At 71.9% G+C, this 24,593-nt stretch carries 19 protein-coding genes and 4 pseudogenes; 10 read left to right on the plus strand and 13 right to left on the minus strand.

Annotated elements, in window-relative coordinates; genetic code table 11:
* Positions 1 to 71: 71 nt before the first annotated feature.
* Positions 72 to 572 (plus strand): methylated-DNA--[protein]-cysteine S-methyltransferase, encoded by a 501-nt coding sequence (locus bpln_RS22500; protein ID WP_042627486.1) that lies wholly within the window; start codon positions 72 to 74, stop codon positions 570 to 572.
* Positions 573 to 710: 138 nt separating this feature from the next.
* Positions 711 to 1,556 carry a class D beta-lactamase gene (gene blaOXA / locus bpln_RS22505; RefSeq protein ID WP_063891315.1) on the plus strand — a complete coding sequence of 282 codons (846 nt, stop codon included), beginning with the start codon at positions 711 to 713 and terminating at the stop codon, positions 1,554 to 1,556.
* 101 nt (positions 1,557 to 1,657) lie between these two features.
* Here blaOXA and msrA read toward each other — a convergent pair whose 3' ends face one another.
* Genes msrA through msrB form a run of 3 tightly spaced genes read right to left on the minus strand, consistent with a single transcriptional unit; the run spans position 1,658 to position 5,033 of the window.
* Positions 1,658 to 2,422 carry a peptide-methionine (S)-S-oxide reductase MsrA gene (gene msrA, locus bpln_RS22510; protein WP_055140055.1) on the minus strand — a complete coding sequence of 255 codons (765 nt, stop codon included), beginning with the start codon at positions 2,420 to 2,422 and terminating at the stop codon, positions 1,658 to 1,660.
* A gap of 43 nt (positions 2,423 to 2,465) precedes the next feature.
* Complete coding sequence (locus bpln_RS22515) at positions 2,466 to 4,496, minus strand: cytochrome c biogenesis protein DipZ (protein ID WP_042627487.1); 2,031 nt, start codon at positions 4,494 to 4,496, stop codon at positions 2,466 to 2,468.
* A 33-nt stretch (positions 4,497 to 4,529) separates the two neighbouring features.
* Positions 4,530 to 5,033 (minus strand): peptide-methionine (R)-S-oxide reductase MsrB, encoded by a 504-nt coding sequence (gene msrB / locus bpln_RS22520; protein ID WP_042627488.1) that lies wholly within the window; start codon positions 5,031 to 5,033, stop codon positions 4,530 to 4,532.
* A 373-nt stretch (positions 5,034 to 5,406) separates the two neighbouring features.
* Here msrB and bpln_RS22525 point away from each other — a divergent pair, with 373 nt between their 5' ends.
* Genes bpln_RS22525 through bpln_RS22535 form a run of 3 tightly spaced genes read left to right on the plus strand, consistent with a single transcriptional unit; the run spans position 5,407 to position 8,343 of the window.
* On the plus strand, positions 5,407 to 6,141 hold the full coding sequence (locus bpln_RS22525) for a response regulator transcription factor (protein WP_055140056.1): 735 nt from the start codon (positions 5,407 to 5,409) through the stop codon (positions 6,139 to 6,141).
* The gene (locus bpln_RS22530; protein ID WP_055141177.1) at positions 6,141 to 7,652 is read left to right on the plus strand and encodes a sensor histidine kinase; all 1,512 of its coding nucleotides are present in this window, start codon (positions 6,141 to 6,143) and stop codon (positions 7,650 to 7,652) included. Before bpln_RS22525 ends, bpln_RS22530 begins: the two co-directional genes overlap by 1 nt.
* A 55-nt stretch (positions 7,653 to 7,707) precedes the next feature.
* Positions 7,708 to 8,343 carry a DNA-3-methyladenine glycosylase I gene (locus bpln_RS22535; RefSeq protein WP_055140057.1) on the plus strand — a complete coding sequence of 212 codons (636 nt, stop codon included), beginning with the start codon at positions 7,708 to 7,710 and terminating at the stop codon, positions 8,341 to 8,343.
* Positions 8,344 to 8,376: 33 nt separating this feature from the next.
* Here the strand turns inward: bpln_RS22535 and bpln_RS22540 are convergent, their stop codons facing one another.
* Entirely contained in the window at positions 8,377 to 9,093 is a 717-nt protein-coding gene (locus bpln_RS22540) for a GNAT family N-acetyltransferase (protein ID WP_055140058.1), read from the minus strand.
* A gap of 137 nt (positions 9,094 to 9,230) precedes the next feature.
* Positions 9,231 to 9,875 carry a DsbA family oxidoreductase gene (locus bpln_RS22545; protein ID WP_042627492.1) on the minus strand — a complete coding sequence of 215 codons (645 nt, stop codon included), beginning with the start codon at positions 9,873 to 9,875 and terminating at the stop codon, positions 9,231 to 9,233.
* Between the two features lie 220 nt (positions 9,876 to 10,095).
* Here bpln_RS22545 and bpln_RS22550 point away from each other — a divergent pair, with 220 nt between their 5' ends.
* Entirely contained in the window at positions 10,096 to 11,067 is a 972-nt protein-coding gene (locus bpln_RS22550) for an SMP-30/gluconolactonase/LRE family protein (protein WP_055140059.1), read from the plus strand.
* 415 nt (positions 11,068 to 11,482) lie between these two features.
* Here bpln_RS22550 and bpln_RS34385 read toward each other — a convergent pair.
* Both bpln_RS34385 and bpln_RS22560 read right to left on the minus strand, forming a co-directional pair.
* A pseudogene (locus bpln_RS34385) lies at positions 11,483 to 12,076 on the minus strand (nucleotidyltransferase family protein); the annotation flags it as partial.
* A 116-nt stretch (positions 12,077 to 12,192) separates the two neighbouring features.
* On the minus strand, positions 12,193 to 12,828 hold the full coding sequence (locus tag bpln_RS22560; RefSeq protein ID WP_042627495.1) for a TetR/AcrR family transcriptional regulator: 636 nt from the start codon (positions 12,826 to 12,828) through the stop codon (positions 12,193 to 12,195).
* A gap of 83 nt (positions 12,829 to 12,911) precedes the next feature.
* Here bpln_RS22560 and bpln_RS22565 point away from each other — a divergent pair, with 83 nt between their 5' ends.
* Positions 12,912 to 14,036, plus strand: coding sequence for an MBL fold metallo-hydrolase (locus bpln_RS22565; RefSeq protein ID WP_055141178.1), 1,125 nt, complete (start codon positions 12,912 to 12,914; stop codon positions 14,034 to 14,036).
* A gap of 154 nt (positions 14,037 to 14,190) precedes the next feature.
* Here the strand turns inward: bpln_RS22565 and bpln_RS22570 are convergent, their stop codons facing one another.
* Positions 14,191 to 15,195, minus strand: coding sequence for a GlxA family transcriptional regulator (locus bpln_RS22570; RefSeq protein WP_055140060.1), 1,005 nt, complete (start codon positions 15,193 to 15,195; stop codon positions 14,191 to 14,193).
* Positions 15,196 to 15,368: 173 nt separating this feature from the next.
* Between bpln_RS22570 and bpln_RS22575 the strand changes: the two genes are divergently transcribed.
* Positions 15,369 to 16,010, plus strand: a complete 642-nt coding sequence (locus tag bpln_RS22575) for an HD domain-containing protein (RefSeq protein ID WP_042627497.1) — start codon at positions 15,369 to 15,371, stop codon at positions 16,008 to 16,010.
* A 15-nt stretch (positions 16,011 to 16,025) separates the two neighbouring features.
* Here the strand turns inward: bpln_RS22575 and bpln_RS22580 are convergent, their stop codons facing one another.
* Positions 16,026 to 16,535 (minus strand): GAF domain-containing protein, encoded by a 510-nt coding sequence (locus bpln_RS22580; protein ID WP_055140061.1) that lies wholly within the window; start codon positions 16,533 to 16,535, stop codon positions 16,026 to 16,028.
* Between bpln_RS22580 and bpln_RS35965 the strand changes: the two genes are divergently transcribed.
* Complete coding sequence (locus bpln_RS35965; RefSeq protein WP_420807381.1) at positions 16,527 to 16,820, plus strand: methyl-accepting chemotaxis protein; 294 nt, start codon at positions 16,527 to 16,529, stop codon at positions 16,818 to 16,820. The two genes, bpln_RS22580 and bpln_RS35965, sit on opposite strands and share 9 nt — an antisense overlap.
* Positions 16,821 to 17,187: 367 nt before the next feature.
* Here bpln_RS35965 and bpln_RS38460 read toward each other — a convergent pair.
* From bpln_RS38460 to bpln_RS22595, 4 genes and pseudogenes are all read right to left on the minus strand, one after another.
* A pseudogene (locus bpln_RS38460) lies at positions 17,188 to 18,159 on the minus strand (Lhr family helicase); the annotation flags it as partial.
* Between the two features lie 120 nt (positions 18,160 to 18,279).
* Positions 18,280 to 21,378: pseudogene (locus tag bpln_RS38465) on the minus strand (Lhr family ATP-dependent helicase); the annotation flags it as partial.
* Between the two features lie 192 nt (positions 21,379 to 21,570).
* Positions 21,571 to 22,296: pseudogene (locus bpln_RS38470) on the minus strand (DEAD/DEAH box helicase); the annotation flags it as partial.
* 307 nt (positions 22,297 to 22,603) lie between these two features.
* Positions 22,604 to 23,461, minus strand: a complete 858-nt coding sequence (locus bpln_RS22595; protein ID WP_042627499.1) for a helix-turn-helix transcriptional regulator — start codon at positions 23,459 to 23,461, stop codon at positions 22,604 to 22,606.
* Positions 23,462 to 23,597: 136 nt separating this feature from the next.
* On the opposite strand from bpln_RS22595, the gene bpln_RS22600 reads away from it, so the two are divergent.
* Positions 23,598 to 24,446, plus strand: coding sequence for a carbon-nitrogen hydrolase family protein (locus bpln_RS22600; RefSeq protein WP_055140063.1), 849 nt, complete (start codon positions 23,598 to 23,600; stop codon positions 24,444 to 24,446).
* Positions 24,447 to 24,593 lie beyond the last annotated feature (147 nt).

Raw genomic sequence — 24,593 nt, forward strand, 5'->3', positions numbered from 1 at the left:
GACGGTGGGGCGCACACGTTTGCCGTTACACTGGTGCCTGTCAATCGGGGAACAGGAGCGAGGGGAAAGCGATGTCTCAAGTATGCATGCGGGTGCCGTCGCCGGTCGGCGAACTGACGCTGGTGGCGCGCGGCAGCAAGCTCGTCGCGATCCTCTGGGACAACGACCGGCCGACGCGCGTGAAGGTCGGCGCGATGCGCGACGACGACGCGAATCCCACGCTCGTCGAGACGGCGCGCCAGCTGCGCGAATACTTCGCCGGCGAGCGCACCGTGTTCGAGATCGACCTCGAATTCCACGGCACCGAATTCCAGAAGCGCGTCTGGCATGCGCTGCTGACGATCCCGTTCGGCGAGACGCGCAGCTATCGCGACATCGCCGTGCAGATCGGCAACCATCGCGCCACGCGCGCGGTGGGCGCCGCCAACGGCCGCAATCCGCTGTCGATCGTCGCGCCGTGCCATCGCGTGATCGGCACCTCGGGCGACCTGACCGGCTTCGCCGGCGGCAAGGACCGCAAGGCCGCGCTGCTCGCGCTCGAAGCGAGTTCGCGGCAGCCTGCGCTGTTCTGAACGCCGGCGCGCCGGCCGCGAGGCGCGATTTCCCCTGCGTTGTTCCGCCCCGTTTCCTGCCCCACCTCATTCATACCAACAGAGAGAACCTCGATGCCTTCATCGGATTTCCGGAGCGCGCGGCCGGCGCGGGCCGGCATGCGCCGTTTCAACCGGGCCGGCGCGGCCCGCGCGCTCGGCGCGCTGACGCTGCTGGCCGCGGCGCTGGCGAGCCGGCCCGCCGACGCCGACACGCGCACGCTCTGCACGATCGTGGCCGACGCCACGACGGGCAGCGTGCTGGCCGAACGCGGTGACGGCTGCGCGACGCGCGTGACCTCGGCCTCCACGTTCAAGATCGCGCTGAGCCTGATGGGCTTCGACGCCGGCGTGCTGACCGACACGCAAACGCCCACGCTGCCGTTTCGCGCCGGCTACCCCGACTGGGGCGGCGACGCATGGCGCCAGCCCACCGATCCGGCGCGCTGGATGCGCTACTCGGTGTTCTGGTATTCGCAGCAGATCACGCGGCGGCTCGGCCAGGCGCGCTTCGCCCGGTACACGAAGCGCTTCGGCTACGGCAACGCGGACGTGTCGCCCGGTCCCGGCGAGTTCGCCGGCATGCAGGGCGCCTGGAATACCGGATCGCTGCGCATCGCGCCGCGCGAACAGATCACGTTCCTGCGCGCGATCGTGAACCGCACGCTGCCGGTGAGCGCGCACGCGTTCGAGATGACCGACCGGATCACGCTGATCGACGCGCAGCCCGACGGCTGGATCGTGCATGGCAAGACCGGCACCGGCTCGCCGGGCAACGACGGCCGTTTCGATCGCGCGCATGCGTATGGATGGTTCGTCGGCTGGGCGTCGCGCGGCGGCCGCAGCGTCGTGTTCGCGAACCTGATCCAGGACGACGCGCCGCACGACGTGAACGCCGGCCTGCGCTCGCGCGATGCGCTGCTGGCCGAGTTGCCGGCGTTGGCGGCCGGGGCGCCAGCGCATTGAACGCCGGAACGCCGGAAACGACGCGGCCGGGACGTGTCGCTCGACACGCCCCGGCCGCGCTCACCGGCTCGATGCCGTCATGGCTTTGCACGCCGCGCGCCTCAGGCGCCGTTTTTCGCGTACAGCACCGGCGTGTCGATGTACAGCTTCGGATAGCCGGCCTTCAGCGCGGCCACCTTCGGCAGGTCGTTGATCACGATGTACGGGTACTCGGGGTGCCGCACCAGGAAATCCTGGTGATAGCCCTCGGCCGGATAGAAGCGCTTGTCGGCCTCGATCTTCGTCACGATCGGCGCGGAGAACACATGGGCGTCGGTCAGCTGCGTGATGTAGGCGCCCGCGATCGCCTTCTGCTGCGCGTCGACGGGGAAGATCGCCGAGCGGTACTGCGTGCCGGTGTCGGGGCCCTGGCGGTTCAGTTCGGTCGGATCGTGCGCGACCGAGAAGAAGATCTGCAGCAGCCGGCCATAGGTGATCTGCGTCGGATCGTAGACCACGCGCACCGATTCCGCGTGGCCGGTGTCGCCCTCGCTGACGGTCTCGTACTGCGCCGTCGAGGCCGCGCCGCCCGCGTAGCCGGCGGCCACCTGCTTGACGCCGGCCACGTGCTCGAACACGCCCTGCACGCCCCAGAAGCAGCCGCCCGAGAACACCGCCGTCTCGGTGTGCGAGGCGCCGGGTTTTTCGTCGAGAGTGGGCGCGGGCAGCGGCTTGGCCGCCTCGGCGAGCGCGGCCGGCTGCCAGCCGAACAGCACCGCGGCGACCGTGCCGAGCGCGGCGGCGCCGCCGGCCAGGCGCGTGATCAGGCGGGCCCGCGAGCCGCGGCGGCGGGGGGAAGTGGCAATGTCGTGTCGGGTCGGGTTCATGGTGTGGGTTCCTTGCGCAAGTCGGATATCGGGGGTGCCGCGTTCAACCGAACGTGAACGCGAACGCCTGCACGCCGGGGTCGAGGAATTCGATCGAGAACGTGTGATCGGTGATCGGGCCGCTCTGCCGGATCAGTTGATAGAGACGCTGGCCGGTCACGGTGCCGGTGCCGTCGGCGCTCACGTCGGCGCCGTGCGAGGCGCCCGGCGCGATGCCGTCCACCGTCACGCGGAACCGCACCGGCGCGCCGTTCTTGCCGGGGCCGAGCACCAGATGCAGGTCGCGGGCATGGAAGCGGTAGACGATCCGGCCGCCCGGCTTGGCGAGCGTGGCCTGCTCGTCGCCCACCTTCCAGCTGCCGGCCAGACCCCAGTCGTCGAGGCCCGGTTGCGCGGGCGCCGCGTAGTCGTACACGTTGTCGTGCAGCTCGCCGCCCGGCGACGCGAAGTGCTCGGCGCGCGCGTAGCCTACGTAGGTTTCCGGCGAGCGCATGTCGGCGTTGTCCGCGGCGGCCTGGGCGCCGCTCGCCGCCGGGCCGTCGATGCCGACCGGCACCTGGGCCGCGTCGGGATGGCCGGCCTCGACGAGCAGTTGCTGGATCGCGCGTTCCGATTGCACATAGTCGCCCTCGCCGAAGTGGTGGTAGCGGACCCGGCCCTGCGCGTCGATGAAGTAGTGCGCCGGCCAGTATTCGTTGTTGAACGCGCGCCAGATCGAGTAGCCGTTGTCGATCGCCACCGGGTAGGTGACGCCGAGGTCACGGGTGGCCTTCTTCACGTTGCCGATGTCGCGTTCGAATGCGAATTCGGGCGCGTGGACACCGATCACCACCAGGCCGTCGTTCTTGTACTTGCGCGCCCAGGCCTTCACGTAGGGCAGCGTGCGCAGGCAGTTGATGCACGAGTAGGTCCAGAAGTCGATCAGCACCACCTTGCCGCGCAGCGAGGCGTTGGTGAGCGGCGGCGAATTGAGCCACTCGGTTGCGCCCGACAGCGACGGCAGCGTGCCTTCCACCGGCAGCGCCGGGGCCGACACGCGCAGCATCGACGCGTCGTGGCGCGCGGCGCTGGTGGCCGCGGACATCATCGCGTTCGCGGCGGGGGCGCCGCCGTCGTGCTGCGCGCCGCTGGCGGCGGCGCGCATCGCGTCGCCTGCGGCCATCATCGAGGGGCCGCGACCACCGGCGGCCGCGTCGTTGTCCGCGCCATTCGCGGCAGCACGCATCGCATCGCCCGCGGCCATCATCGCGGGACCATTGCCGGCCGCCGCGTCGGCCGCCGTCATGGCCGGGCCGTTCGCATCGACCACGGCACCGCCCGCGGCGCCATGCATGGCGTTGCCGCGCGGCGCGAAGCGATCGACGAGCGATTGCTCGAGGCCGCCGGTGGCGATCGTCGAGACCTGCGTGAGCACGCCGGTGTCGAGACCGAGCGCGATCGCGCCCACGCCGGCCAGCATCGCCGCGCCGAGCCCGCGGCGAATCCATTCGCCGGCGCCGAGCGAGCGCTTCATCGCCGCGAACAGCTTGCCGCCCACCAGCAGCGCCGCGGCCAGCGAGGTGGCCGCGCCGGCCGCGTAGGCCACCAGCAGCAGCGTGGTGCCCACGCTCGCGCCGCGCAGCGCGGCGCCGGTCAGCACGAGGCCGAGGATCGGGCCGGCGCACGGCGCCCACAGCAGGCCGGTGGCCACGCCGAGCAGCAGCGACGCGCCGATGCTGCTGCGGCCCTCGCCGTCGGCCGTCGAGGCCACGCCGGTCAGCCGGTTGCCGAGCGCCACCAGCGGGCGCGTCATGTGTTCGGCGAGGCTCGGGAACAGCAGCGTCAGGCCGAACACGCCGACCATCGCGATCGCGAGCCAGCGGCCGGCCTGGTTGGCCTGCGCGATCCAGCCGCCGCCGACGGCGGCCAGCGTCGCGACGGCCGCGAACGTCACGGCCATGCCGGCCAGCAGCGGCAGGCCGTTGCGCGCGAACGGGCGGTCCGCGCGGGCGAACACGAACGGCAGCACCGGCAGGATGCACGGGCTCACGATGGTGAGCACGCCGCCGAGATAAGCGAGGATCACGAGCAACATGGCGAAGTCCTTGTAGGAAGACGGTGGGCGGGCTCAGGCCGACGACGGGCGGAACGTCATCGCCGTGCCGTTCATGCAGTAGCGCAGGCCGGTCGGCTTCGGGCCGTCGTTGAAGACGTGGCCGAGATGGCCCGCGCAGCGGCGGCAGTGGACTTCGTCGCGCACCATGCCGAACGAGGTGTCGGTCGAGGTCACCACGGCGTGGTCGAGCGGCGCCCAGAAGCTCGGCCAGCCGGTGTGGCTGTCGAACTTGGTGGCCGACGAGAACAGCGGCAGCGCGCAGCCGGCGCACGCGAAGGTGCCCGAGCGGTGTTCGTCGTTGAGCGGGTTGCTGTACGGGCGCTCGGTTCCCGCCTCGCGCAGGACCGTGTACTGTGCCGGCGTGAGGCGCTTGCGCCATTCGGCGTCGCTGAGCGTGAGTTCGGCCGGGGCGGCGGGCTTGGGCGGCTGTTGCGCGAACACGCCGTTGCGCGTGATCGCGGCGACGGCGCCGGCGATCGCGGCGCCGGTGAGCAGGAAACGTCGGCGGCTGGTCATGGTGGACTCCTGTCGGACGGTGGATGACTTGCCGCACAGCGTAAGGACCCCACGGTCGCGAAGTCCTCACGGAAAGTTAAAGTTTTCGTGATAACTCGGCGACGCGAGCGTGGCCGAGCCGCCGTCCGGCCGCGGGCGGCGGTGCAACCGGCGCCGGGCGCGGGCGCAACCGGTGCCGCGCCGCCGCAACATCGCACCGGGGCCACGTTGGAGCGAGATTGGGGCCAGGCTGGCGCCAGCCTGGTACCACGCGGCAACCACGGCGAAACATCACGAAATCGTGACGACTCGCCGCCGCGAATGCCCGACAATCGGGCCATGCCGAACGGTGCCGGCGCAGGCCGGCACCGTCCCTTCACTTCCCATCACGCGTATGGATCCACTGAAACGCATCCTGATCGTCGAAGACGATGCCGACATCGCGAACGTGCTCGCGCTGCACCTGCGCGACGAGCGCTACGAGGTCGTCCACTGCGCGAACGGCGACGACGGCCTGCGGCGCCTGGAGCAGGGCAACTGGGACGCGCTGATCCTCGACCTGATGCTGCCCGGCGTGGACGGCCTCGAGATCTGCCGCCGCGCGCGGGCGATGGAGCGCTACACGCCGATCATCATCATCAGCGCGCGCTCGAGCGAGGTTCACCGGATCCTCGGCCTCGAACTCGGCGCCGACGATTATCTCGCCAAGCCGTTCTCGATGCTGGAGCTGGTGGCGCGCGTGAAGGCGCTGCTGCGGCGCGTCGAGGCGCTCTCGCGCGACACGCGCGCCGAGGCCGGACGCGTGGACGTGGGCGGCCTGACGCTCGATCCGCTCACGCGCGAGGCGGCGGTGGACGGCGCCGCGATCGACCTGACGCCGCGCGAATTCGACCTGCTCTATCACTTCGCGCGCCATCCCGGCAAGGCGTTCTCGCGCACCGACCTGCTCAACGCCGTATGGGGCTACCAGCACGAGGGCTACGAGCACACCGTGAACACCCACATCAACCGGCTGCGCGCCAAAATCGAGGCCGATCCGGCCCAGCCGGCGCGGATCCTGACGGTCTGGGGCCGCGGCTACAAGCTGGTCGCGCCGGGGCCGGCGGCCGACATGGGCGGTCACGCATGATGCGGCGCCTGAGTCTCACCCAGCGCCTGTCGCTGGTGTTCTCGGTGCTGCTGCTGGCCTGCTGCGGCGCCTCGGCGTGGCTGCAGATCCGTTCCAGCGACATGCACGAGAAGGAGGTGGTGCAGCGGCTGTCGCGCGACCTGGCCGGCCACATCGCGCAGAGCACCATGCTGATGGACGACGACGGCCTGCGTCAGGACGCGGTGCGCCAGCTGTTCGGCCAGCTGATGGGCGTGAATCCGAGCGTCGAGGTCTACCTGCTCGACAACGAAGGGCGCATTCGCGGCGACGACGCGCCGCCGGGCCGGGTGCGCCGCGATCGCGTCGATCTCGCGCCGGTCAAGCGCTTCCTCGCCGGCCAGCCGCTGCCGATCCTCGGCGACGATCCGCGCAGCCTCGACGCGCGCAAGGTGTTCAGCGCCGCGCCGCTGCAACTGCCGGGCCACGCGCCGTCGGGCTACATCTACGTGGTGCTGCTCGGCGAGGCGCACGACGAGCTGGCCGCGCGGGTGGCGGCCAGCACGGTGCTGCGCACCACGCTCTGGTCGATCGCGCTGGTGGCGCTGCTCGGGCTGCTGGCCGGCCTGACCGCGTTCGCGCTGATCACGCGGCCGCTGCGCCGCTTCTCCGACGCGATGCGCCGCTTCGATGCGAACGGCGAGCCCGACGCGCAGCCGTCGCTGCCGCACTGGTCGGCGGCCGGCGCGCGCGACGAGATCGCCGTGCTCGAAACCACCTTCGAGCAGATGGCCGCGCGCATCGGCGAGCAGTGGCGCGCGCTCAAGCATCAGGATCGCCAGCGCCGCGAGCTGATCGCCAATCTCTCGCACGACCTGCGCACGCCGCTGACCTCGCTGCACGGCTACCTGGAGACGCTCGCGCTGAAGGGCGCCACGCTCACGCCGGAGGAGCGCGAGCGCTACCTGTCGATCGCGCTCGCGCAGAGCGGCAAGGTGGGGCGGCTCGCGCGCGCGCTGTTCGAGCTGGCGCGGCTCGAATCGGGGCTGGTGCAGCCGGTGCTCGAGGACGGCTCGCTCGTCGATCTGGTGCAGGACGTGCTGGCCAAGTTCGAGCTGACGGCCAAGGCACGCGAGGTCACGCTCGACGCGCGGATCGAGCCGCGCCTGCCGAACGTGCATGCCGATTTCGGCATGATCGAGCGCGTGCTGACCAATCTGCTCGACAATGCGCTGCGCCACACGCCGGAAGGCGGCCATGTGGCGGTGGAGCTGGCCGCGCACGACGGCGCGGTCAGCGTGACGGTGCGCGACACCGGGCCGGGCGTGCCGGCGGCGCTGCGCGAGCGGCTGTTCCGGCGCTCGGTGGGGGCGTCGGTGAGCAGTTCGGACGGCGCGCCGTCCGCGGGCGAGGCGCATCGCGGCGGGCTCGGCTTGTTGCTCGTGCAACGGATGCTGCAGCTGCACGACAGCGAGGCGCGGCTCGTCGACGATCCGCGCGGCGGGGCCGTGTTCACGTTCGCGCTGCGGGCGGTGGGCGCGGCCGCGCGCTAGCGCCGGCGCCGGCGGCGGCTGGAATCTCAACCTGGAAAACGGAACGAACACGAGCGTGGAGCAAGACAACCCGGGGCTGATTCTCGATCGGCATGGCGTGCCGCGCTGCTACTGGCAGCCGGACATGCCCGACTATCACGACGCCGAATGGGGCGTGCCGGTGGACGACGAACAGCGGCTGTTCGAGAAGATCTGCCTGGAAGGCTTTCAGTCCGGCATGGCCTGGATCACGATCCTGCGCAAGCGCGAGAACTTCCGCGCGGCGTTCGACGATTTCGATTTCCGGCGCATCGCCGAATATGGCGAGCCCGACATCGAGCGCCTGATGGCCGATGCCGGCATCGTGCGCAACCGCGCCAAGATCCGCTCGGTGATCAACAACGCGCACCGCGCGATCGAGGCGGTGGAGACGTTCGGTTCGCTGGCCGGCTGGCTCTGGCAATACGAGCCGAAGCCGGGCGCGCGGCCCGCCACGATCGATCTCGACTACTGGAAGCGCAACCCGACCTCGCCCGAGTCGCATGCGCTGTCGGCGGAGATGAAGCGGCGCGGCTGGACCTTCGTCGGGCCGACCAACATCCATGCGCTGATGCAGGCGGTCGGCATGATCAACGATCACCTGACGGGCTGCGCCTGCCGCGAGACGGCGGAACTCGCGCGCCGGCGCTTTCGGCGGCCGGCCTGCCGCTGAGCGGCGCGGCCCGGAGGCTGCAAGCGGGGTCGTTCAGCCGGCCGTGTCGCGCAACTCGGCGAGCGAGCGCCGCTGGCGCCCGTCGGCGTCGAAGTTCTCCGGCGCGAGCCAGCGGTCGAGGGCCCGCTTCACGCGCGGCCATTCGGTGTCGATGATCGAATACCAGGCGGTGTCGCGCGAGCGGCCCTTGTAGACGATCGCCTGCCGGAAGATCCCTTCGAAGCTGAAGCCGAGCCGCTCGGCGGCGTGCCGCGACGGCGCGTTCAGGCTGTCGCATTTCCATTCGTAGCGGCGGTAGCCGAGCGTGTCGAACGCGTAGGCCATCAGCAGGTATTGCGCCTCGGTGGACAGCGGCGTGCGCTTCAGGTCCGGCGAGAACGTCACGCTGCCCACCTCGATCACGCCGTGCGCCGGGTCCTGCCGCATCAGCGCGAGCGTGCCGACCGCGCGGCCGGTGGCGCGGTCGATCACCGCGTAATGGCGCGGATCGGTGCTGCGCGCGGCGCTCTCGGCAAAGCTGCGATAGGCCTCGACGCTCGCGAACGGGCCGACGAACAGGTAGGTCCAGTCGCGGCCGTCCGGCGCGCCGAGGTAGGCGGCGGCCAGATCGTCGGCATGGCGCGCCGCGTCGAGCGGTTCGAGCCGGCAGTAGCGGCCTTCGAGCGTGACGGCGGCGGGCAGCGCGCGCGCGGTCCAGCCTTCGACGGCCGGGCCGATCGGCTGGCCGTGTTCGTTGGTGCGGGTGGACATCGTTTCCTCGGCGAGTAACAAAAAGATGCGCTCACTGTAGTGGCGCCGTGGCTCCAGGGGAAGAACCACTCGCGGCGGGAACGATGGTGCCACGCACGGGCGGCGGGCGGGGCTGCCCGTCGCGCCCGCCGGCTCGGTCAGGCCGCTTCGGCGAGGATCTGCCGGATCGCGCGCTCGAACGCTTCGGCGGGCTGGCCGCCCGTCACCAGATAGCGTTCGTTGAAGATGATCGACGGCACCGAGCTGATGCCGAGCGCCTGCGATTCGCGCTCGGCCGCGCGCACCTCGTCGGCGTAGGCGCCGCTCGCCAGCACCTCGCGCGCGCGTTCGGCGTCGAGCCCGACGGCCTGCGCGGCGGCGGCCAGCACTTCCGGATCGTCGGTGCGCCTGCCTTCGCCGTGGTAGGCGCGCAGCAGTTCGAGCTTGAGCGGCAGCTGCTTGCCTTCGAGGCCGGCCCAGTGCAGCAGGCGATGCGCGTCGAAGGTGTTGTAGATGGCGTCGCGCTTGCCGAACGTGAAGCCCACGCTCGCGCCGCGCTCGCGGATCATGGCCTGCGATTCGGCGATCTGCTCGGGCGTGCGGCCATATTTCTTGCCGATGTGTTCGACGATCGATTCCCCCTCCGGCCCCATGTTCGGATTCAGTTCGAACGGATGCACGCGGATCTGCACGTCGGCCGCGTCGCCCACGCGCTCGAGCGCGATCAGCAGCGAGGACAGGCCGACCGCGCACCACGGGCACGCGATGTCGGACACGAAATCGATGGTCAACGGTTGAGACATGGTGAAAATCCTGGCGGAATGCGAGAGGCGGACAGGGTAGCGCGAATCGCGCGAGCCTGCTGGCGGCGGCCTGGGCGCGGCCGTGCCGTGCCGGCCGCCCACTATCTGGGCCGCGCCGTCCGTGTTTTGCGTTTCGCGGCGCGACCGTGTATCAGAGCGGAACGGCGGCTGCCGCGGCGACGCGGCGGCCGGCCACGAACCGTCACCCGACCGACTACCGATGACCGATACGACCGTTTCCTCCGATCCGACCCGACCCGCCGGCGCGCCGGCCGCCACCCTCCTGGTCGATGCACGCCACGTGCTCGGCGAATGCGCGACCTGGTGCGGGCTCGCCCGTGCGTTCTACTGGACCGACATCGAGGGCGCGCGGCTCTGGCGCCACCGCCCCGGCGCGACGCCCGAGACCGAAAGCTGGCCGATGCCCGAACGGCTCGGCTGTTTCGCGCTGACCGACGAGCGCGACGTGCTGGTGGTCGGGCTCGCGTCGCATCTGGCGCTGTTCGACCTGCGCGACGGCCGCTTCGAGCGCATCGTCGAGGTCGAGCCGGACCAGCGCTCGCGCCTGAACGACGGGCGCTGCGACCGCGCCGGCAATCTGGTGTTCGGCATGAAGGACGAGAACGATCCGCTGCAGGCCGCGACGGGTTTCTACCGGCTCAACGCCGACCGTTCGCTCGAACGGCTCGCGCTGCCGCCCGCGGCGATCGCCAACAGCATCGCGTTCTCGCCCGACGGCACGCGCATGTACTTCTGCGACACGCTCACGCGACAGATCATGATGTGCGATTACCGCGCCGACGGCCCGGTGGCGAACGTGCGGCCGTTCGTGGCGCTGGCCGACGCGACGGGCGGCCCGGACGGCTCGACCGTCGATGCCGACGGCGGCCTCTGGAACGCGCAGTGGGGCGGCGCGCGCGTGGTGCGCTACGACGCGAACGGCGTGGAGACGGACCGCATCGCGATTCCCACCGCGCAGCCGAGCTGCCCGTCGTTCGGCCCGGCGCCCGAGCGCGCCGACGAGCCGGCCGACGGCGCCGAGGGCTGGCGCACGCTCTACGTGACGAGCGCGCGCGAGGGCCTCGACGGCGACGCGCTCGCCGCCGATCCGCACGCGGGCGGCGTGTTCGTCGCGACCACGGCCTATCGCGGGCTGCCGGAAGCGCGCTTTCCGCTGCGCGGCGCGCGCTGAGCACGGCGTGGCCCTCGCGCGTGAGGCGAGGGCCGTGACCTGACGGGCAGAGACTAGGCGTGCCCGCGCCGGTTCTCCGCCCCGCGATCTAGGTTTGTCGACGCGCCGCCGCGAGCCGCTGGCGTAGCAGCGGCAGCGCCACGTCGGTCCAGAACGCCGGCGAAACCATGCCGCTCGACATGCCGCCGTGCGCGAACGCCGGCACGTGAACGGGCTCCGACAGCGCCAGCGGCTGCCCGGTCAGCCCGGCATAGGCCAAGGCGATGCATGCATCGAGCGCTTCGTCCGATTCCGGCAGCGGCGTGCCGGCCAGCCGTGCGCGCAGCGCGTCCCACAGATACGGATCGCCGCGCAGCCCCCATCGCGCGGGCGGTGGCGCGAACAGCGCGGCAAGGCCACCATGCGTAGTTGCGTGCGCAACCAGATCCTCACGCGTATCGACGTCGCGCAGCACGCCGGGATCGTCCACCTCGATGCGCGCGACCGGATGCGCGCCGAGCAGCGCGCGCGCGCCGGCATCGCCGTCGAGCGCGGCGAGCGCCTCGCCATGCACGGCCGCGAAGCCGACCGGATGGCCGCGTCGGCCGCCGTGATGCGGGGCCGCGATGCTCGCGCGGCCGGACGTGATGGCCTGCGCCACGGCGCGGATCGCGGCCGGATCGATCCACGGCATGTCGCCGAGCGCGACCAGCCAGCCGCCCGCGTCGCGCGAGGCACGCACGGCGGCGGCGAGGCTCGCGCCCATTCCCTGTATCGCCTCCTCGGCCACCAGCACGCGGCAGCCCGCGTCGGTCAGATGCGCCGCGAGCCGCCCGGCACCGGGCCGCACCACGGCATGGACCTCCGGCGTCACGGCGAGCAGGTGCCGCGCGGCGGCCACCACCACCGGCGTGCCGTCGGGCAGCGCGGCAAGCAGCTTGCTGTCGCGGCCGCTCGGATCGAAGCGGGTGCCGAGGCCGGCGGCGAGCAGCACGCCGACGGGCGCGGGGGATCGGGCGGGTTCGGACATCCGGGGAATCGGGAGCGGAAGGTGAGGGCGATTGTGCGATCGGCCGGGGCGAATCGCAAGCGAGCAGCGGGGCAGGACGAGCGATGCAAGCGGCGATGGATGAACCCCGCGCCGGCTCAACCGCCGGCGGCCTCGCCGCATGCATAGCGAGCGAGGAACATGTCTGCCGCCGATTCGGCGAGCCGCGTGCGCGCTTCGCCATCCACGGCCGGCTGCCCCATCGCCACCTGCGGCCAGAACGCGAACGATTTCACGAGCCCCTGCAACTGCTGCGCGGCGAACGGCGGATCGTCGGTGGCGAGGCGCCCGGCGGCGGCGGCCTCGCGAATCCAGACGGTCAGGTCCTCCTCGCGCTCGCCGAGCCGCGCCACCATCTCCCTCGCCCGTTCGGGCGAATGCATCGCGGCCGAGATCGCGATGCGCACCAGCGCCAGGAACGTCTCGTCGCTGAGCAGCCGCAGCTTGCGCAGCAGCAGGTCGATCAGCTGGCCGCGCAGCGGCGCGTCGGGCCGATAGGCGGGCGCGTCGCCGGCGCGCGTCGAATCCCACAACCGCTGCAGGATCGCCGCGAACAGCGCCTCCTTGCTCGGGAAGTGGTTGTAGACGGTCCGCTTCGACACCTGCGCGCTGGCCGCGATGCGGTCCATGCTGGTCGCGTCGTAGCCGGCCGACAGGAATTCGTCGATCGCCGCGCCGACGATCGACGCGCGTTTCCGGTCGGTCAGCCGGGTGGGGGCAGCGTGGGAGTCCATCGGCGAATTTTACACCGCGTGGTTTACTTTTCTCGAAAACAAACTACACTAACAAGTCTACTTTTTTGTATCGGACCGATTCGATGACTTCCCTGACCCGCTGGTTCAGCCGCATGCTCGGCATGGCCGCCGCGCGGCGCTCGCAGACGTGGGCGGCGGCGTCGCCGCAGCACGACGGCGAGCGCTTCCGCAACGTGCGGCCGCGCCCGGCGGAGGGAGCCGGCAAGATGCTGTCGATCGCCTGGAACGTGCTCGTCAACAAGCCGGGCGGCACGGCGCCGGCCGCCGCGCTGCCGGTGGACGCGCTGACGCGCGCCGAACTCGAGGCCGCGCCCGATCGCAGCCTGTTCCGGCTCGGCCACTCGACCATGCTGCTGAAGCTGCGCGGCCGCTTCTGGCTGACCGATCCGGTGTTCGCCGAGCGCGCCTCGCCGTTCCGGCGGTTCGGCCCGAAGCGCTTCCACGCGCCGCCGATCGCGCTGGCGGACCTGCCGCCGCTGGCCGGCGTGATCCTCTCGCACGATCACTACGATCACCTCGACCGCGAGACGGTGCTGGCGCTCGCGGCCACCACCGGCGTGTTCCTCACGCCGCTCGGTGTGGGCGAGCGGCTGATCGAATGGGGCATCGACGCGGCGAAGGTCCGCCAGTTCGACTGGTGGCAGGGCACCGAACTCGACGGCATCGCGTTCACGGCCACGCCCGCGCAGCATTTCTCGGGGCGCAGCCTGTTCGACGGCGATCGCACGCTGTGGGCGTCGTGGACCATTGTCGACGGCGACCTGCGCGTGTTCTTCAGCGGCGACACCGGCTATTTCGACGGCTTCCGCGAGATCGGCGAGCGTCTCGGCCCATTCGACGTGACGCTGCTGGAGACGGGCGCCTACGACGCGCAATGGCCCTACGTCCACATGCAGCCCGAGCAGACCGTGCAGGCCCACGTGGACCTGCGCGGCCGCTGGCTCGTGCCGGTCCACAACGGCACGTTCGATCTGGCGATGCACCGCTGGCAAGAGCCGTTCGAGCGCGTGTTCGGGCTCGCCGCCGCGCGCGGGATTGCGCTCGCCACGCCGCGCATGGGCGAGCGGCTCGATCTGCAGGCGCCGCATCGCGGCGAACGCTGGTGGCGCGCCGTGGCCGACGCGCCGGTGAAGCCCGCGCGCCCGCGCGGCTGGCGCTGCGGCCGCGAGGACGCGTCGGGGGCCTGAGGCCGCCTTGCCTCGATCGGTGGCGGGGCCGGGCGGGGCGATCCGGTTGGCGTGAACGAACGGCGACGCGTCTCAAGCCGTCGGCGATACCTGATCGCTCCTGCTTCGTTCGCGTTTGATCTGGACTCCGGATCTTTTCGCCAGCCCGCACTCGCTACCGTTCTTCCCGCCGATACCGTTTCCGGTACTCGGCCGGCGTGACCCCGACGTGCTTCGAGAACGCGCGGCGCAGCACGTCGGCGTTCGCGAAGCCGCATTTGGCGGCCACCTGCTTGGGCGTGTCGCCGGCCGTCTCGATCAGCTCGCGCGCCGCGTTCACGCGCGCCAGCTCGACCCACGCGGCGGGCGTGACGCCGACCTCGGCATGGAACAGCCGCGCGAAGTGGCGCGGGCTCAGCCCGGTGCGTCCGGCCAGATTCGTCACGCTGTGATCGAGCCCCGGCTGCGCGGCCACCCAGCGCTGCACGTCCTGCAGCACCGAGCGGCCGGCCGGCTGCGTCTGGCCGTTGCGGCTGAACTGCAGCTGCCCGCCCGGGCGCTTGAAGAACATCACGAGCTGGCTCGCCACGCGCTTCGCGATCTCGCGGCCAAGATCCTCCTCCACCAGCGCGAGCGCCAGATCGAGCCCGGCCGTCACGCCGGCCGCGGTGCGCAGCCGGCCGTCGCGCACGTAGAGCGCGTCGGCCTCGATCGTCGCGCTCGGGCAGCGCTGGGCCAGCGCCGCCACCGAGGCCCAGTGCGTGGTCGCGCGCCGCCCGTCCAGCAGCCCCGCGTCGGCCAGCACCAGCGCGCCGGTGCAGACCGAGCCGAAGCGCCGGCACTGCCGTACCGCCTCGCGCAGCCAGGCCGGCACCGCGGCCGGCACGCCCGTGCCGCCGGCCTGATTCGCGGCGGCGATGCCGGGCGCGCCCGCGACGAGCAGCGTATGCAGCTCGGGCAGCGCCTGCCCGACCACGCCCACCACCCCGTCCGGCACGAGCCGCACCCCCGACGAACTGACGATGTAGCCCGGCTCGCAGGCCAGCACGAGCAGCCGGTACGCCTCGCGGCCCGCCTCGATATTTGCCTGCGCGAACACGTCGAGCGGCCCGCTCACGTCGAGCAGCTGCACGCCCGGCACGGCCAGGATCGCGATGGTTCTGACGCTCGTCCTGCTCATGGAAATCCCCTTGTCAATCCTCTTGTCGATGCGCTGGCCGGCGCGGTTCGCGCGCGGTCCGGGTGCCCTGTCCGAATGGTACGCGATTTGGCAGAAATTGGCGCATCACATCGATTGATGCCAAACCCCGCGAGCGCGAGAATGAATCCCGAAGTCCTTACCAGGAGAAGATCATGAGTGTCGACATTGGCGGCATCGCCGTCCCCGACAGCCGTCTCGCGCGGGAAATCACCGAATTCGTGCGCGATACCGAGAGCCCGCTGCTGTTTCATCATTCGAGCCGCGTGTTCTATTTCGGCGCGATGGCCGGCCGCAAGCGCGGCCTGAAGTTCGATCCCGAGCTGCTCTATGCGGGCGCGATGTTCCATGACGTCGGGCTGATGCCGTCGCACAGCAGCGCGCACGAGCGCTTCGAGGTGGACGGCGCGAACGCGGCGCGCGAGTTCCTGCGCCAGCGCGGCATCGCGCAGCACGACATCGATCTGGTGTGGACCGCGATCGCGCTGCACACCACGCCGGGCATTCCGCAGCACATGCATCCGGTGGTCGCGCTGGTGACGGCCGGCGTGGAGATGGACGTGCTCGGCCTGACCTATCACGAGTACGACGACCACGAGCGCGAGGCCGTCACGCACGCCCATCCGCGCCCCGAACATTTCAAGGAAGACATCATCCAGGCGTTCTACGACGGCATCCGCCACAAGCCCGACACCACGTTCGGCAACGTGAAGGCCGACGTGATCGCCGACAAGGAGCCGCATTTCCATGCCGGCAACTTCTGCTCGGTGATTCGCTGCTCGGCCTGGAAGGGTTGAGCGCGGCGCGCGTGTTCAGTGATGCCCGGCCCAGCGCAGCCGGCGGCTGCGGGTGGCGAGGTTGACGCGGTCGGAGACGAGTTCGGCGAGCAGCCGCAGCGTGTCGCGCTGCGGCTGCACGAGGCGCCGCGGCTTCAGGTCGAGCACGCACGGCGCGCCGAGCGCGTAACCCTCGTAGTCGCGCAGCGTGGCGCCGGCGTAGAAGCGCAGGCCGGGGGCGCCCGCCACCAGCGGGTTGGCCGCGAAGCGCGGGTCCGCGGCGGCGTCTTCCACCACCAGCGGCTCCGGCTGCCGGATCGTGTGATTGCAGAACGCCCAGGCACGCGGCGTCTCGGGCGGCAGCGGCAGCCCGTGGCGCGCCTTGAACCATTGCCGGTGGCGCGTGAGCAGCGTGAGCAGCGCGATCGGCGTATCGAACAGCCGGGCGGTCAGCGCGGCGTCGGCGTCCAACGCCTCGTGCGCGGGCGTGTCCGCGAGCTGGCTGCGCGCCACGGCGTGCAGCCGCGCGGCTTCGTCGTGCGGCACCGGGTGGTCGGGCGGCGTTGCCCCGACGGCGCCGGCCAGGCGAACCGCGTCAGCGAGAAGATGGGCCACGTGCGCGAGGCGATCCGCCGCGTCGCCGACATCGTCGCCGAGATCTCGGCGGCCTCCGACGAGCCGGCGCGCGGTATTGAGCAGATCAATCAGGCCGTCACGCAGATGGATGCGCTCACGCAGCAGAACGCGGCGCTCGTCGAGCAGGCCGCGGCGGCCGCGCAGTCGCTCGACGAACAGCCGGCGGCGCTCGGCGACGCGGGGTGTTCCGCCTGACGGGCGGCAACATGAACGCGGGGTACGCGACGGTCACGGCATCGCGCTCGCTCGCGCCGGCCGCCGCGTGATCGCAGGCCGACGATCGGAATCAGGACACGCCGGGCTTCGCGTCCGGCGTTTTCGTTTGGCAAGGGGCAGGGCGAGGGCGAGTGGTGGCGCGATATGGGCGACCGGCGCCGGCGAACCTGCTTTCGCGGGGTGTCAGGCGGTGCCAGGTGTGGCCACGCGGCGCCGGCCATCGTCGCGCGCGTGACGATCGATTGCCTGCGAGGCCGCGCGCAGCGGATCGACGGCTCATGCGTTCGATGCAGGCGTGTCGGCCGGCCTGCGCCGCTTCATCCGCATGGTGCGACCGGCGCGTCCGTCAGCGCCGCCGCGCGAGCTTCAGGCGCGCCGTCTCGTGCTCGGCCGCAGGCAGCGTGTCCTCGTAGATGAACTCGCCGCCGACCAGCGCGGCCACCGCCGCGCCGTCGCGATAGAGCACGCGATTGCCGGCCAGCGCCGGCACCTTGCGGCCCGGCAGCAGCGTGCCGGCCAGGTTCAGCGGATCGGCGCCGCTGACCACGGTCCACTGTCCGTTGGCCGGCTGCCGGCGCACCTCGCGCAGCACCGGGATCGCCTCGGGCAGCGCGAACTGCTCGCCCGCGAGCCCCGCCACGAACCGCCCGCCGCGAATCTCGCCGCGCGCTTCCAGCCGCTGGTACACGCGCAGCAGCTCGCGCCACGACGGCAGCCACGCGGCCTCGCGTTCGAGCAGCCGCCAGAACACCACGCCGTAGCGGCGCAGCAGCGTCCAGGCGATGTGTTCGAGCGCCTCGCGCGGCGGCGCGGCCGAACTGGTCGAAGGCGGCGGCGCGACCGCGCGATCGCCGCCGCCGTCGATGCCGCCGGCCGCCGCGAACGCGCCGGCCTGCGCGCCGTCATCCGCCGCAGCCGTCATCCGCACCGGCCGCCGCACCAGCGCCCAGCGCCCGGCGTCGTCCATGCCGCCGATCAGCGCGCCGCCGCGGCGCGTGCGCGGCGAGTAGTAGGCACTGCGCTTGACCGCGGGCCGCAGCAGCGCGCGCAGCCCGGCGAAGCTGTCGGCGTTCACGCGGCCCGCCGCGACGAGTTCGCCGAGCGCCTGCTCGAGTTCGACGGGCAGCAGGCGCGCGTCGTCGACGAGTTCGTCGAAGAACATCGCGCCGTGCGCGGCCAGCGCGTCGTGGACCCGCTGCGCGCGCGCCGACAGCGCCGGCTGCGCGCGCTCGTCGTGCAGCGCCTGCCAGGCGCCGACGTTGCGGCGCGGCAGCAGCACGATCGGCGTGGTCTTCACGGGGCCGCCCGAGGTTTTCGCGGCGGCGGCTGCACGCGGGCCACCCGTTTCCTTGCCGGCGAGCCGCGCGGGCAGGCGGTCGCCCGGTGCCGAGGCCGCCGCGCGCGTCGTCGCCTGCGTACCAACTGCCCGGGCCGGCGACGGCGGCGCGATGCGGGTCCAGACGACGCGGCCCGAACGGCACAGCTCGTCGATGCCGCCCGTCGCGTAGTCGGCCACGCGCGCCGGCAGCAGGTCGTCTTCCCACGCGCCGGCGGCGGCCTCGAAGCCTTCGAGCTGCTCGATCACGGCGGCCAGCGCCTCGCGGCCCATGCCGCGCGTGTCGGCGCCGACGTGCTGCCAGTGGAACAGGAAGCGCATGAAATCGGCGCGCTCCACGGGCTCGATCTCGCGGCGCAGGCGCTTGACCGTATAGCGATGAATCCGCGCGAGCAGATGGCGCTCGCACCATTCCTCGGCGAGGGCGCCCGGCGTGAAGCGTCCGCGCATCACGTAGCCCTCGCTTTCGAGCGCGAGCAGCGCGGCCTCGACGGCGGCCTCCGGCAGCCCGAGCGGCGCGGCGATCGCGGCGACCGGCAGCGGCCCGAAGCCGGTCAGCCGCGCGCGGATCACGTCGACCAGCGCGGCCTCGGCCGTCCACGCCGGCCCGGCGCGCTTCGGCGCGGCGAGCGCCGGCTCGAGACGCGCCTCGGGATGCAGCGCGCGCAGGCAGGCCACGCGTTCGGCGCCGAGCCACAGCGCGCGGCCGTCGGCGAGCCGCAGCGCGGCCACGCGCCTGCCGGCCGCCAGCTTCGTCAGCGCCGCGAGCCAGCCGTCGTGCCGGCGTGCTTCCTCGTCGGACACGCAGGCCAGGCTCACCAGCGCGTCGTGGACTTCGTCGGCGTCGCGCACGGCCGGCCACGCTTCCTCGCGCACGGCGGCGATCGCGTCGGCATCGAGCGCGCCGAGATCGTCGGCCGATTCGGGATCGGTCCAGCGGCGCGCGAGCACGGCCTGGGTACGGCGTTCCTCGAGCGGCGCGTCGTCGAGGAACGCGTAGGGCTTGGCGTTGAGGATCTCGGCGGCGAGCGGCGAGGGTGCCGGCAGGTCGCGCGCGATCAGCTCGACCTCGCCGGCCTCGATGCGCGCGAGCAGCGCGAGCCAGCCCTCGGTGTCGAGCGCTTCGTGCAGGCAGTCGTCGAGCGTCTGGTCGACGAGCGGATGGCGCGGCACCTCGCGCTCGCCGACGAGGTTCTCGGCGCAGGCCACCTGATCGGGGAACACCGTCGCGAGCAGGTCCTCGCTCTTCATGCGCTGCAGTTGCGGCGCGGTGCGGCGGCCGCCCGTGTAGCGCGGCAGCGCGAGCGAGGTGGTGGCGTTCCAGCGCCAGCGCACGCCGAACAGCGGCGCGTCGAGCAGCGCCTGCACGAGCACGTGCTCGGCCGTGGCGGTGCGCAGGTAGCGCCAGACGTCGGACAGCACGAAGCTGTGCGCGAGCGACAGCGAAAGGATGATCGCGTCGTCGGTGGCGGCCGCCTGCAGCTCGAAGTTGAACGCGCGGCAGAAGCGCTTGCGCAGCGCGAGCCCCCAGGCGCGGTTGATGCGGTTGCCGAACGGTGAGTGGATCACCAGTTGGGTGCCGCCCGATTCGTCGAAGAAGCGCTCCATCACGAGCGTGTGCCGGGTGGGCAGCGCGCCGAGCGCGGAACGCGCGCGCGCGAGATACTCGACGATCTGGCGCGCGGCCTCGGGCGCCAGGCCGAGCGTGCCGGTGAGCCAGGCGAGCGCGGGGGCGAGGCGGCTTGGGGCGAGGTCGCGTGCGGTGTCGGCGGTGGCGGCGGCCGAGTCCGGGGGCGGCGGGTTCGCGGCCTGGCGCGGCGCCGTCGCGTGGCTCGCGCGGCTTGCGTTCGCGGCCTGCGTCGCCGGCGCGGCCTTTGCGCGTCTGGCGGCGTTCGCCGGCTTGGTCGAGGCCGGCCCGTCGATGGTCTGGTCGGCGCCGGCCGCATCGGTCGCCGGTGGCGCGCCGCCATCGCTGGCCATGCCGCGTGCCACGTGATCCGTCGACGCTTTTGGATTCGCCTTCGTGCCTGCCGTCCCCCCCGCGCGCGCCGCGTCGATCGCGCGCGAGGCCGCCGGCCCCGCCGCGTCGAGTTCGCCCTGTTCGAGCAGCGCGTCGATTTGCGCGCGCAGCCGCGCCACGCCGACCGACAACTCGTCGCTGCGCCCCGGCGCCTCGCCGAGCCAGAACGGGATGTTCGGCGCCTGCCCGCGCGCGTCCTCCACGCGCACGCGGCCCGACTCCACGCGCAGGATCCGGTACGACTGGTTGCCGAGCTGGAACACGTCGCCGGCTAGGCTTTCCACCGCGAAATCCTCGTTGACGGTGCCGATCTGCGTTCCCTGCGGTTCGAGCAGCACCGAGTAGTCGGCGCTGTCGGGGATCGTGCCGCCCGAGGTCACGGCGGTCAGCCGCGCGCCGCGTTTGGCACGCACCGTGCCGGTGCTGCTGTCGCGATGCAGGTAGGCGCGGCGTGCGCCGAGCCGGTTCGAGAAGCCGTCGGCCAGCATCGCCAGCACTTCGTCGAAGCGCTCGCGCGACAGGTCCGCATAGGGCGCGGCATGCGTGAAGCGCCGCCAGAGTTCGGTCTCGTCCCATTCCGCGCAGACCACCTCGGCCACGATCTGCTGCGCGAGCACGTCGAGCGGCGCGCGCGGCACGCGCAGCCGGTCGAGTTCGCCGCGCGCCACGCAGTCGAGCAGCGCCGCGCACTCCACCAGCTCGTCGCGTGACAGCGGGAACAGGCGCCCCTTCGGCGTGCCGCCGACCTGGTGGCCCGAGCGCCCGACGCGCTGCAGGAACGGCGCGATGCCGCGCGGCGAGCCGATCTGGCAGACCAGCTCGACGTCGCCGATATCGATGCCGAGTTCGAGCGAGGCGGTGGCGACGAGCAGCTTCAGCTTGCCGTGCTTGAGGCGCTGCTCGGCGTCGAAGCGATATTCCTTGGCGAGGCTGCCGTGGTGCGCGGCGATCACGTCGTGGCCGAGCCGCTCGCCGAGATGGCGCGCGAGCCGCTCGGCCATGCGCCGGGTGTTGACGAACACGAGCGTCGTGCGATGCGCGGCCGCCAACTCGGCGATGCGGTCGTAGACGCGCTCCCAGACGTCGTTGGCCATCACCGGCTCGAGCGGCACGGGCGGCAGTTCGAGCGCGAGATCGCGCGCGCGCGCGTGGCCGACGTCGACGATCGCGCAGTCGGCGGGCGAGGCCGCCGTGGTCGATGGCGTTGCGTCAATCGTGGCCGCCGGATCGGCGCCGGCCGCGCGCTTGCGTTGGCGTTTGCCCGCCGCCGGTTTTTCGGACGCGCCGGATTCGCCGGATTCATCGGCGCGCGCGGCATCGGGGGCGATTGCGTCCGCCGCGGCGTCATCCACTCCACCCGCCGGCCGGTCCCGCGCCGCATCCTTGCCGCCCACCAGGAACCGCGCGACCAGCCCTATCGGCCGCTGCGTGGCCGACAGCCCGATGCGCGGCAGCGGCCGGCCCACCAGCGCGTCGAGCCGTTCAAGTGTGAGCGACAGGTGGCTGCCGCGCTTGTTGCCGGCCAGCGCGTGGATCTCGTCGACGATCACGGTGCGTACCGTCGAGAGCATGCGCCGCCCCGATTCCGACGACAGCAGCACGTACAGCGACTCGGGCGTGGTCACGAGGATATGCGGCGCGCGCTTGCGCAGCGCGCTGCGTTCGGCCTGCGTGGTGTCGCCGGTGCGCACGGCGGTGCGGATCTCGGGCACCGGCAGGCCGAGCCGCGCGAGTTCGTGCGCGATGCCGGCGAGCGGCGCGTCGAGGTTCACGCGGATGTCGTTCGACAGCGCCTTGAGCGGCGACACGTACACCACCAGCGTCTCGTCGGGCAGCATGCCGTCGTGGGCGAGCGCGTCGCGCACCAGATCGTCGATCGCGCAGAGGAACGCCGTGAGGGTCTTGCCCGAGCCGGTGGGCGCGGCCACCAGCGTCGAGCGGCCAGCCTTGATTAGCGGCCAGGCGCGCGCCTGCGCTTCGGTGGTCGCGCTGAACGTGCGCGAGAACCAGCCGGCGACGGCCGGATGGAACGCGGCGAGCGGCGCGGCGGCCGGGAGGGCGGCGGTGGCATCCCTCGAAACGGCAACGGGTACGGGCAACGGATCGGGCAAGTGGATAAGCGTGACGCAGGGTGAAGGATCGACGTCCAGTGTGCCAGACCCGCGAGGCGTCTGCCGGGGGCCGGATCGGGACGATTCGGGACCGATCCGGGACGGTCCGCCTGCGAGGCAGGCTGCCAGCGGGCTGCCAGCGGGCACCTTCACGAGATGGGGGCAGGCGCGGCGATCGCAATGGCAGCTGGACCGATTGGCAGGCCCGACGTCGATTCGCTGCGCCGCGCGCATCGCACGAAGTCACGCCGGGCATCGTCCGCACCGCCCGCACCGCCCGCACCCAGCGCGGTATTCAACCCGCTGCCTGGCGCCCCGGCTCGTAGAACAGCGCGAACAGCTCCGACTGGGAACTGACGCCGAGTTTCGCGTAGATATGTTTCTTGTGCGCGCGCACGGTCTCGAACGAGATCGTCAGCCGCTCGGCGATCGCGCGCGTCGAGAATCCGCTCAGGCCGAGCCGCACCACTTCCACCTCGCGCGCGGTCAGCGGCGCGTGCCCGCGCTGCTGCACGACGCGATCGAAATGCTCGACGTAGCCGGCCTCGTCGCGCGCGGCCACCGCCGCGGCGGCATCGACGGCCTCCACGGGGCCGGCCGCAGCGCTTTGCGCGCTGCCGCCGGTAAAGGTTTCGTAAGGCAGGCGCTGGCGCATCAGCGCGATCACCCACGGCGCCACCAGCGCGAAGGTGGCGAGATCGCGCTCGCCGTAGCGGCGCGTCGCGCCGAGCGAGAAGATCAGCGTGTGGCTGGCGTCGATCGCATGATTGAATTGCACCTCGTCGCCGATGATGTTGCGCTTGAAATAGCGCTGGTAATAGTCGGTCATCCTGAAGTTGTCGGGCGCGACCGATTCGAGCGTGACGAGCCCCGAGGCGGGCCGCTCGCAGGCGGCGATATAGAACGGGTCGAGCTGGTAGAGCGCGCCGAGGTAGCTCTGGAACATCTGGTCGACGGTGCCGTCCGGCGTCGGCGATTCGGCGCACACGAGCGGCGCGCGATCGCGCGCGAACAGCAGCCCGACCCAGTTGTCGAACGGCGCGAAGCGCTGCAGCACGCGGGCGAGGCGGGTCCAGAAGTCGGCGCTGTCGATCGCGTCGATCAGCGTCGCGACGTGATGGTGGAACGCGAGATCCTGCCAGTCGAGTTCCATGTGTCCTCCGATCGTGGTAACCCAGGTGGGGAATTCCTGGACAAAAATAACGTCCCGATAATAGCGCCACGCCGCAGCCCGAGCGGCCGGCGAATGCGAGCGCGAGTCTATCGGCCCGCCATACTGGAGGCAAGCAATGCAAATCGAACTCGCCCAGATTCCGGTCGCGGACGGCATCGTCGCACCGAACCTGGCCCGCGTGACCGAGGTGATCCGCGCGCGGCGCGACGGCACCGACCTGATCGTCTTCCCCGAGACCACGCTGACGGGCTTTCCGACGCGCGAGAACGTGCGCGACGTGGCCGAGGCCATCGACGGCCCGTCGATCGCCGCGGTGCGCGAGGCGGCCCGCGCGGCCGGGGTGGGCGTGGCGGTGGGCTTCGCGGAGCGCGACGGCGAGCGCTGCTTCAACACCACGTTGCTGATCGACGCGCGCGGCGAGATCGCGCTGCGCTACCGGAAAACCCACCTCTGGGCGTCCGACGTCGGCGTGTTCGAACCCGGCGATCGCTACGCCGTCTGCGAATTCAACGGCCTGACGGTGGGCCTGCTGATCTGCTACGACATCGAGTTCCCGGAGACGGCGCGCGCCATCGCCTCGCTCGGCGCCGACCTGCTGATCGTGACCAACGGCAACATGGATCCGTTCGGCCCCGTGCATCGCCGCGCGATCGTCGCGCGCGCGATGGAAAACCAGATGTTCGCGGCGCTCGTGAACCGGATCGGCGACGGCGACGACAACCTGAGCTTCCCCGGCGAGTCGGCGCTGATCGGCCCGTCGGGCGACGTGCTGGGCGAGTTGCGCGGCGAGGACGCGGTGCTGTGCGTGACGCTCGATCCGGCGCTGCTCGCCGTGAGCCGCGAGCACTACAGCTATCTGCACGACGCGCGCGTGGGCCTCGTGCTCGAGGACGATCCGCAGGATGCCGCGGCGGTGCCAGCCGCGCCGTTCGACGGACGCGGCCGCGTGATCCGCGCGCGCTGAGCGGCGCGCGGGCGCCCCGGCGTGTCCTTCGCGGGGCACCGCCGGGCGCGCCGGCGCAGATGATCCGCCGCGCGCTTTGCATCGTTTCGCTTTTTGTTTTCCGTGGTTCGTCGCAGTTCGTCGTAGTTTGCTTTTCGCAGTCCGTTT

It is taken from the genome of Burkholderia plantarii, assembly GCF_001411805.1.
Lineage (GTDB): Bacteria > Pseudomonadota > Gammaproteobacteria > Burkholderiales > Burkholderiaceae > Burkholderia > Burkholderia plantarii.

Coding starts and splice junctions, on each gene's coding strand:
- bpln_RS22500 (WP_042627486.1), top strand. CDS start 72: ATGTCTCAAGTATGCATGCGGGTGCCGTCGCCGGTCGGCGAACTGACG.
- blaOXA (WP_063891315.1), top strand. CDS start 711: ATGCGCCGTTTCAACCGGGCCGGCGCGGCCCGCGCGCTCGGCGCGCTG.
- msrA (WP_055140055.1), bottom strand. CDS start 2,422: ATGAACCCGACCCGACACGACATTGCCACTTCCCCCCGCCGCCGCGGC.
- bpln_RS22515 (WP_042627487.1), bottom strand. CDS start 4,496: ATGTTGCTCGTGATCCTCGCTTATCTCGGCGGCGTGCTCACCATCGTG.
- msrB (WP_042627488.1), bottom strand. CDS start 5,033: ATGACCAGCCGCCGACGTTTCCTGCTCACCGGCGCCGCGATCGCCGGC.
- bpln_RS22525 (WP_055140056.1), top strand. CDS start 5,407: ATGGATCCACTGAAACGCATCCTGATCGTCGAAGACGATGCCGACATC.
- bpln_RS22530 (WP_055141177.1), top strand. CDS start 6,141: ATGCGGCGCCTGAGTCTCACCCAGCGCCTGTCGCTGGTGTTCTCGGTG.
- bpln_RS22540 (WP_055140058.1), bottom strand. CDS start 9,093: ATGTCCACCCGCACCAACGAACACGGCCAGCCGATCGGCCCGGCCGTC.
- bpln_RS22545 (WP_042627492.1), bottom strand. CDS start 9,875: ATGTCTCAACCGTTGACCATCGATTTCGTGTCCGACATCGCGTGCCCG.
- bpln_RS22550 (WP_055140059.1), top strand. CDS start 10,096: ATGACCGATACGACCGTTTCCTCCGATCCGACCCGACCCGCCGGCGCG.
- bpln_RS22560 (WP_042627495.1), bottom strand. CDS start 12,828: ATGGACTCCCACGCTGCCCCCACCCGGCTGACCGACCGGAAACGCGCG.
- bpln_RS22565 (WP_055141178.1), top strand. CDS start 12,912: ATGACTTCCCTGACCCGCTGGTTCAGCCGCATGCTCGGCATGGCCGCC.
- bpln_RS22570 (WP_055140060.1), bottom strand. CDS start 15,195: ATGAGCAGGACGAGCGTCAGAACCATCGCGATCCTGGCCGTGCCGGGC.
- bpln_RS22575 (WP_042627497.1), top strand. CDS start 15,369: ATGAGTGTCGACATTGGCGGCATCGCCGTCCCCGACAGCCGTCTCGCG.
- bpln_RS22595 (WP_042627499.1), bottom strand. CDS start 23,461: ATGGAACTCGACTGGCAGGATCTCGCGTTCCACCATCACGTCGCGACG.
- bpln_RS22600 (WP_055140063.1), top strand. CDS start 23,598: ATGCAAATCGAACTCGCCCAGATTCCGGTCGCGGACGGCATCGTCGCA.